At 62.7% G+C, this 12,302-nt stretch carries 9 protein-coding genes; 6 read left to right on the forward strand and 3 right to left on the reverse strand.

Going from position 1 to position 12,302, the window contains the following annotated elements:
- Positions 1-181 precede the first annotated feature (181 nt).
- Both KBB96_RS05485 and KBB96_RS05490 read right to left on the reverse strand, forming a co-directional pair.
- Entirely contained in the window at positions 182-3,883 is a 3,702-nt protein-coding gene (locus KBB96_RS05485; RefSeq protein WP_211633228.1) for a phosphoribosylformylglycinamidine synthase, read from the reverse strand.
- Between the two features lie 182 nt (positions 3,884-4,065).
- Complete coding sequence (locus KBB96_RS05490) at positions 4,066-5,283, reverse strand: DUF2264 domain-containing protein (protein WP_211633231.1); 1,218 nt, start codon at positions 5,281-5,283, stop codon at positions 4,066-4,068.
- Positions 5,284-5,452: 169 nt separating this feature from the next.
- On the opposite strand from KBB96_RS05490, the gene rplI reads away from it, so the two are divergent.
- The 4 genes from rplI to frr all read left to right on the forward strand — a co-directional run bounded on the left by rplI (position 5,453) and on the right by frr (position 8,034).
- Positions 5,453-5,929, forward strand: coding sequence for a 50S ribosomal protein L9 (rplI, locus tag KBB96_RS05495; RefSeq protein WP_211633233.1), 477 nt, complete (start codon positions 5,453-5,455; stop codon positions 5,927-5,929).
- A 118-nt stretch (positions 5,930-6,047) separates the two neighbouring features.
- On the forward strand, positions 6,048-6,611 hold the full coding sequence (locus tag KBB96_RS05500) for a hypothetical protein (protein ID WP_211633237.1): 564 nt from the start codon (positions 6,048-6,050) through the stop codon (positions 6,609-6,611).
- 74 nt (positions 6,612-6,685) lie between these two features.
- Positions 6,686-7,423 carry a UMP kinase gene (pyrH, locus tag KBB96_RS05505; RefSeq protein ID WP_211633240.1) on the forward strand — a complete coding sequence of 246 codons (738 nt, stop codon included), beginning with the start codon at positions 6,686-6,688 and terminating at the stop codon, positions 7,421-7,423.
- Positions 7,424-7,467: 44 nt separating this feature from the next.
- Complete coding sequence (frr, locus tag KBB96_RS05510) at positions 7,468-8,034, forward strand: ribosome recycling factor (protein WP_211633242.1); 567 nt, start codon at positions 7,468-7,470, stop codon at positions 8,032-8,034.
- Positions 8,035-8,094: 60 nt separating this feature from the next.
- Here frr and KBB96_RS05515 read toward each other — a convergent pair whose 3' ends face one another.
- The gene (locus KBB96_RS05515) at positions 8,095-9,876 is read right to left on the reverse strand and encodes a family 78 glycoside hydrolase catalytic domain (protein ID WP_211633245.1); all 1,782 of its coding nucleotides are present in this window, start codon (positions 9,874-9,876) and stop codon (positions 8,095-8,097) included.
- Between the two features lie 143 nt (positions 9,877-10,019).
- Between KBB96_RS05515 and KBB96_RS05520 the strand changes: the two genes are divergently transcribed.
- The gene (locus tag KBB96_RS05520; protein ID WP_211633248.1) at positions 10,020-10,964 is read left to right on the forward strand and encodes an AraC family transcriptional regulator; all 945 of its coding nucleotides are present in this window, start codon (positions 10,020-10,022) and stop codon (positions 10,962-10,964) included.
- Positions 10,965-11,088: 124 nt separating this feature from the next.
- Positions 11,089-12,288, forward strand: a complete 1,200-nt coding sequence (gene rhaT, locus KBB96_RS05525) for an L-rhamnose/proton symporter RhaT (protein WP_211633251.1) — start codon at positions 11,089-11,091, stop codon at positions 12,286-12,288.
- The last annotated feature ends 14 nt before the right edge of the window (positions 12,289-12,302 follow it).

Here is a 12,302-nt window from a genome sequence, read left to right on the forward strand (position 1 = left end):
GTTCGCTGCTCCTTCCGGTGACAAGATCGAACGGCTTCGATCGCGACATCACACGGGCTGCGCGGGTTTTGCCGCAGTGAAGGGAACCGACGTTCTCCCCGCCCTCCTGAAGGAGGAACTACGTGCAAAGAAAACGGCCGGGCGTCCGTGAGGAGTCCCGGCCGTTGGCGAGAAGCGCATGTTACGCGAAGTAAGCCACGCCCGCCTTGAACAGCGGCTGGTGCTTGTCGCCCGGGATGTTGCGGGCGACTTCGATGCCGCGGCGCTCGGTGTGGCCCATCTTGCCGAAGACCCGGCCGCAGGGGCTGGTGATGCCTTCGATGGCATACATGGAACCGTTCGGAGTGACGGTGATGTCCATCGACGGATTGCCGTGCTCGTCGCAGTACTGCGTGGCGATCTGGCCGTTCTTCGCTAGTGCGGCGATCACTTCAGGGGTGGCGAGGAACTTGCCCTCGCCGTGCGAGACCGGAATGGTGTGGAGATCGCCGACCTGCGTGTTCGCCAGCCACGGCGACAGCGTGCTGCTGATGCGGGTGTGGACGTAGCAGGAGATGTGGCGGCCGATGTCGTTGAAGGTGAGCGTCGGCGCATCCGCCTCCAGATCGCGGATCTCGCCGTAGGGGACGAGGCCGGTCTTGATGATCGCTTGGAAGCCGTTGCAGACGCCGAGGATCAGGCCGTCGCGGTTCTTGATGAGATCCATCACCGCATCCGCCACGCGCGGATTGCGCAGCACGGTGGCGATGAACTTGCCGGAACCATCGGGCTCGTCACCGGCGCTGAAGCCGCCCGGGAACATGAGGATGTTCGACTCGCGGATCTTGTCGGCGAAGGCCTTCAACGACTCCTCGACGTGTCGTGAGGTGAGGTTGCGGAAGACGAGGATCTCCGAATCACCGCCGGCCTGGTTGAAGGCGCGGGCGGAGTCGTATTCGCTGTTGGTGCCGGGGAAGGCAGGGATGAACACCTTCGGCTTCGCGGCGGAGTGCACCGAGTGGACGGCGGCCGGACGCGCGGCGGAGAAGAAGGTTTCCACCTCCGGATGGGCCGGTTCACGGGCGGTGGTGTAGATCGGCTCCAGCGTGCCGGTCCAGGCGGACAGCAGTTCATCGAGCGGATAGGACTCACCCGGCAGGGCGAGTGCGGCGGCCTCGGTGGTGCGGCCGATTTCCTGGGCTTCCAGTTCGGCAGGCAGCGGCTCGCGGTGCTCGATGAGGAAGGAAATGAAGCGCTCGCGCAACACGTCCTCCACGGTGCCTGCGAAACCGATGCGGTTGCCGAAAGCCATCTTCGCCAGCGCGACCGCCAGACCGGCGTGGCCCGGGGCGTGGAGCGAGAGGATCTTGCCATCCGCGTTCAGCGTGTGGAGCAACTCGGCGACCGCCTTGAGCTTCTCGAAGTCCGGCAGGTTGTCGGCATCGCGCGGGATTTCTACGAGGGATACCGTAGATCCGATCTCCTTGAACTCAGGCGACAGCGCGCGGCTGGCCTTGCCCGGCGCGAGCGCGAAGGACACCAGCGTCGGTGGAACGTCGAGCTCGTTGAAGGAACCGGACATCGAGTCCTTTCCGCCGATCGCGGCCAGACGCAGCTTGTTCTGCGCGTGGAAGGCACCGAGCAGCGCGGCGAAAGGCAGGCCCCAGCGGGTGGCGTCGTTGCCGAGCTTCGGGAAGTACTCCTGAAGCGTCAGGCGGATATCGGACAGGCGCGCACCCGCGGCCACCGCCTTGCAGACGGATTCGGTCACGGCATAGACCGCGCCATGGAAGGGCGACCACGAGGAGAGGTGGGGATTGAAGCCCCAGCTCATGAAGGTGGCGGTATCGCTCTCGCCATGGATCAGCGGCAGCTTCGCGGCCATAGCGTCCGGCGGGGTGAGCTGGTGCTTGCCGCCGAACGGCCATAGCACGGTGGCCGCGCCGACGGACGAGTCGAAGCGCTCGCCGAGGCCCTTCTGCGAGCAGGCATTGAGGTCGGCCAGTGCGTCCTGGATTGTGGTGAAACGCGGCACGGCGTCATCGAACACACCCTGCGGCGCGTTCACATGTACCTTCGCGCTTTGCTGGACGCCGTTGGTATCGAGGAAAGCGCGGGACAGATCGACGATGGTCTTGCCGCGCCAGGTCATGCGCAGGCGACCGTGATCGCCGACGATGGCGACCTGCACGCACTCGAGGTTCTCCTTGTCCGCCTCGGCGATGAAGTAGGCGACTTCGGACGGATCGACGCAGACGGCCATGCGCTCCTGCGATTCGGAAATCGCGAGTTCGGTGCCATCGAGGCCGTCATACTTCTTCGGCACGGCATCGAGATTGATGTCGAGCGACGGCGCGATTTCACCGATCGCCACGGAGACACCACCGGCACCGAAGTCGTTGCAGATCTTGATCTTCTTCGTAAGCTCGGCGTTGCGGAACAGGCGCTGGATCTTCCGCTCGGTTGGGGCATCGCCCTTCTGGACCTCGGCGGAATTTTCCAGCGCCGTGTCGGTGTGCTCCTTCGAGGAACCGGTGGCACCGCCCACACCATCGCGTCCGGTGCGGCCGCCGATGAGGAGGATGGCATCGCCCGGAGCAGGGGAACCGCGGAAGACCTGCGAGCGTGGAGCGGCGGAAACGACGGCGCCGATTTCCATGCGCTTCGCCACGTAGCCGGGATGGTAAACCTCCGCCACCTGGCCGGTTGCGAGGCCGATCTGGTTGCCGTAGGATGAGTAGCCGTGCGCGGCCACTTGGCAGATCTTCTTCTGCGGCAGTTTGCCCGGCAGCGTGTCGGCGAAAGGGGTGAGCGGATCGGCAGCGCCGGTCACGCGCATGGCCTGGTAGACGAACGAGCGGCCGGAGAGAGGATCGCGGATCGCGCCGCCGAGGCAGGTCGCGGCACCGCCGAAGGGCTCGATCTCGGTCGGGTGGTTGTGGGTCTCGTTCTTGAACATCACCAGCCACTCCTCTTCCACGCCGTCGATCTCGACGGGCACGACGATGGAGGCGGCATTGACTTCCTCGGAGACTTCCAGGTTGTCCAGTTCACCGGACTTCCGCAGTTCCTTCATCCCCATCAGCGCGATGTCCATCAGCGTGACGGCACGGGTGGAGGCGGGTCCGTAGACTTTTTCGCGGCTGGCGAAGTAGCTCTGCCACGCACGCTCGACCACGGACGCGCCTTCATCGAAGGTCGCTTCATCGATGCGGGTGAGGAAGGTGGTGTGGCGGCAGTGGTCGGACCAGTAGGTGTCCAACATCTTGATCTCCGTCAGGCTCGGGTCGCGCTTCTCTTCGTCGCGGAAATAGGTCTGGCAGAAGGCGATGTCCGCCTCGGACATGGCGAGGCCGAGCTCCTTGCGGAAGGCGGCGAGCTCTTCGGCGGTTTTCGAGGTGAAGCTGGTGAGCACCGCCACATCGGCCGGGACGTTGATCTTCGGCTGGAGCGTTTCCGGAGTTTCCAGCGAGGCCTCGTGGGAGTCGACGGCATTGATGACGAAGCTCTTGATCTTGGCCAGATCGTCATCGGCGATGTCGCCCTGCAGCACGATCACCTTGGCGGAGGCCACCAGCGGGCGTTCGCCGCCGGTCAGGATCTGCACGCACTGGGCGGCGGAGTCGGCGCGCTGGTCGAACTGGCCGGGAAGGAACTCCACGGCGAAAGCGGTCTCGTCGTCCGCCAGAGCGAGGGCGGGGGAGACCACGTCCACCTGTGGTTCGGACAGGATTTGGCGGGCGGCGGTGGCAAATTCTGAGTCCGTGAGCCCATCGATGTCGTAGCGCTGGATGACGCGGATGCTTTCAAGCTCATCCAGGGAGAGCGATTCACGCAGGTCGTGCAACAGGGTGCGGGCCTCGGCGTTGAATTCGGTCTTCTTTTCGACAAAAATGCGGTTCATGGGGCAGGAAAAGGCCGCACGGCCTTTGAAGGCGTCGTATGCTAGAAACCTGAACCCGGAGGGCAAGGGGAATGAGAAGTAGCGTAAGTTTTCAACTTGCGCCTGGGTGCAGTGGACCTGCGGCAAAACTCCCAACCCTCCCCGGAAATCCACCGCAAGCACTGACAAGTTGAAAACTTGTCCTACCTCTCCTTCGGATCCGCGTAGTGGTGATCGCCTGGGATGTCCTGCCCGGCCCAGATTCGCTTTTGCGTCCATGGCTCCGCAGGCGCGGTCCAGAAGGGATCGTTCGCGGGCAGACCGAGGTGGAGCAGCCCGGCGGTGCACATGTAGAGACTGCCGGTGGAGACGTAGCCGTCCCGGATGCCGGGCTGATAGCCGACCGCCCCGGCACGCAGCCAACCCTTGGCATCGAAGGTGCCGGGAGCTTCCAAGGTCCGGCGGATTACGGCGGTGAGGGCACCACGGGCGGCGGCGGGAGAGACTTCCTTGGGAAGCTCGTGGCGCAGCGCCATCAGGGACAGGACCTGGAAGGCCCCGAAACGATAGGAGCTGGAGCGGCCGATCACCGGATAGGTACCCTCCGGGGAAACCATCCGCTCCTGCACCTCCGCGTAGCGTTGGGCACGACCGATGGTGGCGGGCAGCAGCTTGGCGTTCGGATCGCTCTTCTCCTTGCAGACCTCCAGCACGGCGATCAGCGCAGGCTGAATGACGTAGCTGTTGTAATAGTCCCAGTGGAACTGCGGTCCATCGCCGTAGGTGCCGTCGCCCAGATACCACTGCTGGTGTTTCTCCAGCGCATAGGTGATCGGGCGCATCTCGCATTCGCCGGTGAAGTGCCAGATCGCCGCCTCGACCGATGCCGAGAACAGCAGCCAGTTGCTCTCGCCGGGTTTGATCTTCCGCGTCTCCTTGAGCGCGGCGATCACATTGGCCTGTTGGGCGGGGGTGAGCGGCTTCCAGAGCTGGTCCGGCGCGCGCAGCAGCGCGAGGGCCAGGAAGGCGGTGTCCACCAGCGGTTGGCTGGGTGTGGTGAAATCGAGGTGATCGGGCGAGGCGGAATCAGTGGCATTGATCAGCGCCTTCCGGGACATGGCGATGTAATCCGCGCGAAGTTTACCCTCCGGCGTGTTGTCCGGCCCCAGGGCCAGCCACGGCGCGATGCCGACCATCGTCCGCCCGAAAGCCTCCAGATGAGTGAACTTCCGCCGGTCCTCCTCGCCGGGGCCGAGCGGCAGGGCTTTTTTCAACTCACCGGCCGCCAGCGCGGACAGGACCGGCCTGGCGATACGGTCCAGAGCCTTCACCGTGTAAATCCGGTCCTGCGGGCCGGTTTGCTGGGCGCGGAGAGGGGTGATCAGGGGGAAAAACAGGAGGAAGAGGAGCGGACGACGCATCTTGAGGATTCATACCATCGGAGAGGGACTTCTTACGCGGAAAAAGCGGTTTTGGGGCTCATTTGGTTAAGAAAATCTAAGGATCTATGTATTTCCTGTGCATTCTCCTTGACCCGAGGCTCTGCGCTGGCTACTTCCGCGCCCCCACGAACGACCCACGTCCTTCATTATGGCCAACGCTCAAGTCATTCTCCGCGAAAAAATCGAAGGCCTCGGCAGCGAAGCCGATGTCGTCAAGGTGCGTGCCGGTTACGCCCGCAACTTCCTCGTTCCCCAAGGCAAGGCCTACGAAGCGAACAAGTCGAATCTCCGCCACGTGGAGAACCTGAAGGCCGCCCGCGCCCAGCGCGAAGCCGCCGAGCTGGGCGAAGCGCAGGAGCTCGCCAACAAGATCTCCAAGGTGAAGCCGAAGTTCACCCTTTCCACCGGTCAAGGCGGCAAGGCGTTCGGTTCCGTCACCAACATCGACATCCACAAGGAACTCGAAGCCGCAGGCATCAAGATCGACCGCCACGCGATCGAGCTCGAGAAGCCGGTCAAGAAGTCCGGCAAGACCGAGGTGACCGTCCGCGTGCACCCGCAGGTCACCGCCACCCTCACCATCACGGTCGAGGCCGGCGAAGAGGAAGAAGCTGCCGAAGCTTGATTCCCTGCCGATCCTGAATTTCGAAAGACCCCGTCTGCGCGAGCAGCCGGGGTTTTTCATTGGCCCCGAATATCCGGTTTGCCTCGCCAAAAAGCGCGTTCTCGGCCAGTTTGGAGGCATGAAACGGGCTCTATCCCTGCTCGCGGTGCTCGTGGTGGCAGCTCCGGCTTTCGCCACCACCATCAACATGGTGCCGGTTTACCAACCGTTGAGTCTCCATGGAACGGACAGCGACGGGGTGATTTCCGACATCGGCGAAGCGCTGCAGGCCACCGTCATGTCTACGCCAATGGTGCTGACCGGCTCGTTCCCGGAGACGTTGGTGGAGTTCATCAGCCAGCCCCATAAGGTCCCCACCAACAATCCCAACTACAAGACGCCGGAGGCGAACCTGATGGTGCTGTGCCACCTCGGCATCGCCGCGGAAATGTCCGAGGGTGGAGGGACGCTGCGGGTGCGGCTGGACGTTTCAAAACTGAGCATTCCCTCCGACATCGACCTGACCAGCCGCCAGGTCCTGAAACTGACCTTGGTGGCAATCCGGAAGACGCTGGAGGAGTATCAGAAGCTCCAGACTTCGGTGCTGGACGTCGCTATCCAGATCGAGGGCGCGGAGGGCGGGAAGGAGCCGCTGCGCGATCTCTCGGCGAAGATCCAGCTCGCGGCGGGGGTGGACAACTGAGCCGGACGGATTTCCCCCTCATTTCACTTTTCAAAGGGTGGGGCGATTGGCTTTGATCGGCGAGACCTAACCGCATGAGCGCAACCAGCCAATCTCCCGTCCAATTCAAGCGTGCCATTCTGAAATTGAGCGGTGAGGCCCTGCGCGAACCGGGCTCCACGGACAACATCTCGCCGGAGATCGTCGCCCGCATCGCCGCGGAGATCCGTGATGCGGTGAAGGGTGGCCTCCAGCTCGGCGTGGTGGTCGGTGGCGGCAACTTCTGGCGCGGTGCCTCCGCGTCCGCCCGTGGCATGGACCGCGCGACCGCGGACTACGTGGGCATGCTCGCCACCGTGATGAACGCGCTGGCCGTGCAGAGCGCGCTGGAGCACGAGGGCGTCCGCTGCATCGTCCAGTCCGCCATTGAGATGCAGAACGTGGCCGAGCCCTTCATCCGCCGCAAGGCCGAGCGCCATCTGGAGGAGGGCTTCGTGGTCATCTTCGCCGCCGGCACGGGCAATCCCTTCTTCTCCACCGATACCACCGCCGCCCTGCGCGCCAGCGAGATGCGCGCCGATGTGATTTTCAAGGCGACCATGGTGGACGGCGTCTACGATTCCGATCCGAAGAAGAATCCGGACGCGAAGCGCTACGAAACCGTCTCGTTCCAGGAGTGCCTGTCCAAGCAGCTCAAGGTGATGGATGCCACCGCCTTCAGCCTGTGCATGGACAACCACATCCCGATCATCGTCTTCGACATGGCACCGAATGGCAACGTGACCCGCGCTTTGAATGGCGAGCGCATCGGCACCGTGGTCAACGGCGGCTGAACTTTTTCCGATTCTCTTTTTCACAACACCGTTTCCCCATTCCCATGAGCGCTGAAGACACCTTGCTTGAAACCGACGATGCCATGCAGAAGGCCGTCGAGTATCTCCTCCACGAATTCTCCGCCGTCCGCACCGGCAAGGCCACCCCTGCCCTGATCGAGAACATCGACGTGTTCGTACGCGCCTACAACAGCGTGATGAAGCTCAAGGGCCTCGCCATCATCACCACGCCGGATGCCCGCATGCTGGAAGTGAAGGCTTTCGATCCCTCCACCACGCAGGACATCGAGCGCGCGATCCGCGAGTCCAAGCTGGGCCTCAATCCCGCCGCCGCCGGTTCCTCGCTGCGCATCCCGATCCCGGAACTGTCCGAGGAACGCCGCCGCGACATGGTGAAGCTGGTGAAGCAGCTCGCCGAGGAAGCCAAGGTCCGCATCCGTGCCGCGCGCAAGGAAGGCATCGACTCCGGCAAGAAACTCAAGGCGAGCAACCTCCTCACCGAGGATGGCCAGAAGGATCTCGAAGAGGAGATCCAGGAATACACCAACAAGTACGTGAAGGAGATCGACTCCCACACCGCCCACAAGGAAGCGGAGCTGATGAAAGTCTGATCTGAATTTTCCCAAGGCGGCGTTCCTGCGGGAGCGCCGCCTTTTTGTTTTCGATGGAGATCACTTCACGGATAGCTCCCACGTTCCAGGAGGCAATCCGATCACCGAGCGGTTCTTGTCCTGGCGCAGCACTCGGGACGGCGTTTTGTTCGCGGAGCCGGTGGCGACGGGTTGACCCGCGAAGGGACACGTAAACTCGGCGACCGTGCCTGCGGGCACTACCAGCTTCGCTTTCCAATCCGCCGCCGTGGTGCCGGAGACTTCGAGCAGGATCGGGCCCTTGGGCGTGGGCAGCTTCACCTTCGCATTTTTCAATCTGGAGGTTTGCGGTTTCACGCTGAACCGTTTGAATCCCGGCTCGATGGGTTCGATGCCCATCAGCTTTCGCGGAATGATGTTGGCCGGAGCCGTGGCCCACGCGTGGTTCCAATCGAGGTTCGGCTTCAGGCTCGGATCCCAGGCTTCCATGGTGATGGTGGCACCGACCTTTTCGCTCATGTTCCGCCAGGACCGCATCTTATCCGAGGTCATCATCGAGAGCGCGGTTTCCGATTCGCCTGCATCGAAGAGTGCCTCCAGCAGGAACTGCGCGCCATAGACGCTGCACACCATGCCGCGTGACTTGAGAAACGCGGCCACCTTCGGAACGCGGTCCGCGGGCACAAGGCCGAGAGCGAGGGGAAAGAAATTCGCGTGGGAAGAAGCATGTCCGCTGCGGTCCTGCGTCGCGGGATCGAGCCCATCCATATAGCAGCCCTTCGCCTCATCCCAGAGCGATTCGTTCACAGCCTTATAGGTCACCTCCGCCATGCCTTTGAAACGGGCGGCATCCTCTCGCTTGCCGAGATGCTCGGCAATGATCGCCAGCAGCACGACCGCGCGGTAATGGAAGGCGGTGACCACGGTCTTCACCTCCGGGTTCATGTCGTAGCCATCGCGTTCGACCGTGGGCCAATCGACGATGTCACGGATGTCGCCCTTATTCCATCCACGGAACAAGCCTTCGGGTGTTCTTTGCCGTGTCATCGCCCGGCCGACCAGTTCGTTGTAATGCTTCTTCAGCGAGGTGTCGTCACCGGACCAAAGGTAGTCGTGCCAGGCGAGGATCACGGATTGCAGCCGCCACTCGGTGGGCCAGGTGGGTTTTTCCAGGAGATACTCATGCGTGAGCCGGCCGGTATCGTAGCGCGCATCCAGGCAATAGTGGGAGAGCTGGTTGATCAGCGCATCCGCCTCGTAGGGCTTGCGCTCGCGATCGCCATCCACATACAGACCCAGGAAGCTGGTGGCCTTCACGCTGTGCTTGCAGAGATTCCAGACGGCATTGAGATGGGTGTCCGAGGATGAGAATGCGGCGGCATTCTCATCGAAGGGGATCTGCACCGAGACGCGCTGGATCTGCTCCGCCTTGAACGATGGAGGCATGCCTTCCAACTCGACGTAACGGAATGGCATGATTTGCTGTGCGCCTTTCGGAAGCTCCAGCCAGCCTTCCTTCATCCAGTCCGGTGGAGCCCATTTCAATGAGGGCGATGCGGCGGTATTGGATGAAAGCGCCAGCTCCTGTGTCTGATAGCGGATGGATGGTCCCGGCTTGCGCTGGATCGATCGGGGGGCGGCGAGTTGCTCACCCAGGTGAACGCGCGCCTTCGTTCCGGTGGGGACATTGCCCGGTGTGATGCGGATGTTGCCGAAGGTTTCCTTGCCGAAGTCCACGAAGAACCGTCCACCGCCAAGGTCCTCCACCTTCAGCGGCTTGTCTGTTACCTCGATCACCGGACTGCGCTCCAGGGCGAAGATGGATGATGAAAGCACGAAGGAAATGAGCAGGGAGCGGTGCATGGAACGGGGTTTTCCTACTCTAAAAGGACTATGCCCTGACATGCATCCAAAACCGGAGCGATGGCGCAAAATTTGGGATGTGAAATCGCGCTGAGCATCGTTCGGCAGGTGACGGGCGATCCGCGGTATGTCAGGCTGCACGAATGCACCGCTCTCCATCGGTCTCCGCCAGCAGTCATCATTACCTCCCGATTCCGGACGAGCTGCTCCACAGCGGCATGTACGTGACCAGCGTGGGATGCTCGACCGTGGCTCCCGGAGAGGCGTATCCCGTGAGCAGGCATCCTTCCCTGTATCATTTCTCCTGGGACGAGGGCCGTACGCTGCCGGAATTCTCGTTGCTTTTCGTTGCCAAAGGCGCGGGAGTGCTGGAGACACACGAGGCCGGGCGCATGCCCTTGCGGGCTGGAAACGTGCTGCTGGTGTTCCCTGGTGTCTGGCACCGCTACCGGCCGGATGCCTCCACGGGATGGTTCGAGAAGTGGGTGCATTTCAATGGAGCCTTCGCCCACACGCTGGTGGAGCAGAAGCTCATCACACCCGAGAATCCCGTGCTTGAACCCGCGGATCCCGATGCTGTCGGAAGAAGCTTGGATCGCTTGCTGGGAGCGGTGGACAAGGAACCTGCCGTGAATTCGTTAAGGCTTTCATTGCTCGCGATGGGGGCGCTCGGTCTGGCATTGGGAACGGACTCCGCACCGCTGCCGACCACCTCACGGCGGAGAAAAAGCAAGGGTGGCGATCCGATGGTCGAGGCGGCCATCGACTATGTGTGGACACGCAGTCACAAGGTGCTCTCGGTGCCGGATGTGGCGGCGGAACTGGGAGTCACCCGCCGCACGCTTGAACGCCGGATGATGGCGGCCACGGGACACAGTGTGCTGGATGAGATCATCCGTTGCCGGTTTTCCCGGGCGGAACGATTGCTCCGCGAGACGGAACTGCCGGTGCGCACCGTGGTGGATCTGGCTGGATTCGGCAGCACGGAAAACATCCGCCAGGTATTCGTGAAGCGGGTTGGCATGTCTCCCGCAGCTTATCGCGCAAGATACCGGCAGAGACCGGAAGAAGATGGCGAGGAAGGATGAGCCGGGGTTGCGGATGTCGCAATCCGGGCGATGGGTGGAATCGACTTCATGTTCCTGCGTGTGATTTAGTTGCGGAACCGTGGTTCATCTCCGGCCGCGGTGGCCCTCCGCACAAACCCATTCCATGAATCCTCTGATCGGTGTCGTTTACCACTGGCTCGGCGGCCTTGCGTCCGCGAGTTTCTACATCCCTTACCGGGGCGTGAAGAGCTGGTCGTGGGAGACCTACTGGCTGGTGGGGGGCTTCTTCAGCTGGATCATCGCGCCGATGGGGCTGGCCTCGCTCCTGGTTCCGGACTTGTGGTCTGTGATCGCCGCGGCTCCTTCCAAGGTCCTGTGGCTGGCGTATTTCTTCGGACTGATGTGGGGCATCGGCGGCCTGACCTTCGGCCTGACCATGCGCTATCTCGGCATCGCACTGGGCATGGCGGTGGCACTCGGATTCTGCGCGGCCTTCGGCACGCTGGTGCCGCCGATGTTCGAGGATGGCAAGTTCGCGGAACTGCTGGCCCACGCCTCCGGACGCACTATTCTCGCCGGGGTGGCGGCCTGTCTCGCGGGCATCGGAGTCAGCGGCATGGCAGGTATGTCGAAGGAGAGAGAACTGTCTCCCGAACAAAAGGCGGCCACGGTGAAGGAGTTCAATTTCGGCAAGGGCATGCTCGTCGCCACCTTCTCCGGCATCATGAGCTCCTGCTTCGCCTTCGGCCTGGCCGCAGGCAAACCGATCGGCGAACTGGCCAAGGCCTCGCTGCTCACGCATGGTGGGAGTGATCTCTGGCAGAATCTCCCGGTGCTGGTGGTGGTTCTATGGGGCGGCTTCACCACCAACTTCATCTGGTGCGTGATCCTGAACCTGAAGAACCGCTCCGGTGCGGAATACTTGAACCTGCGCCGAACCGCAGTGGCCGAGGTGAGCGCCGCCGAAGGCGTGATGCTCTCGAATGCGGCGGAGGAAACGTCCGTTCGTGATTCCTCGGCGGCCTCCCACGGTGGCCAGGCCGGTCCATCAACCCACACCGGTCCCGCACCGCTGCTGCGGAACTACTTCTTCTCCGCCATTGCCGGGGTGACATGGTACTTGCAGTTCTTCTTCTACAGCATGGGTGAGACGAAGATGGGCAAGTACGGCTTCTCCAGTTGGACGCTGCACATGGCCAGCATCATCATCTTCAGTACGCTGTGGGGCATCATGCTCAAGGAGTGGAAGGGGACGAGCAAGCGGACCCATCTGCTCATCGGCCTGGGTCTCGCAGTGCTGGTCGGCTCCACCATGATCGTCGGCTGGGGCAATTACCTCGGTGCCCAATCGGCGGGCCACTGACCTTCTTCCTCTTC

The organism is Luteolibacter ambystomatis (assembly GCF_018137965.1).
GTDB classification, from domain to species: Bacteria; Verrucomicrobiota; Verrucomicrobiia; order Verrucomicrobiales; family Akkermansiaceae; genus Luteolibacter; species Luteolibacter ambystomatis.

Coding starts and splice junctions, on each gene's coding strand:
- KBB96_RS05500 (WP_211633237.1), top strand. CDS start 6,048: ATGAAACGGGCTCTATCCCTGCTCGCGGTGCTCGTGGTGGCAGCTCCG.
- KBB96_RS05490 (WP_211633231.1), bottom strand. CDS start 5,283: ATGCGTCGTCCGCTCCTCTTCCTCCTGTTTTTCCCCCTGATCACCCCT.
- rhaT (WP_211633251.1), top strand. CDS start 11,089: ATGAATCCTCTGATCGGTGTCGTTTACCACTGGCTCGGCGGCCTTGCG.
- KBB96_RS05515 (WP_211633245.1), bottom strand. CDS start 9,876: ATGCACCGCTCCCTGCTCATTTCCTTCGTGCTTTCATCATCCATCTTC.
- KBB96_RS05520 (WP_211633248.1), top strand. CDS start 10,020: ATGCACCGCTCTCCATCGGTCTCCGCCAGCAGTCATCATTACCTCCCG.
- frr (WP_211633242.1), top strand. CDS start 7,468: ATGAGCGCTGAAGACACCTTGCTTGAAACCGACGATGCCATGCAGAAG.
- KBB96_RS05485 (WP_211633228.1), bottom strand. CDS start 3,883: ATGAACCGCATTTTTGTCGAAAAGAAGACCGAATTCAACGCCGAGGCC.
- pyrH (WP_211633240.1), top strand. CDS start 6,686: ATGAGCGCAACCAGCCAATCTCCCGTCCAATTCAAGCGTGCCATTCTG.
- rplI (WP_211633233.1), top strand. CDS start 5,453: ATGGCCAACGCTCAAGTCATTCTCCGCGAAAAAATCGAAGGCCTCGGC.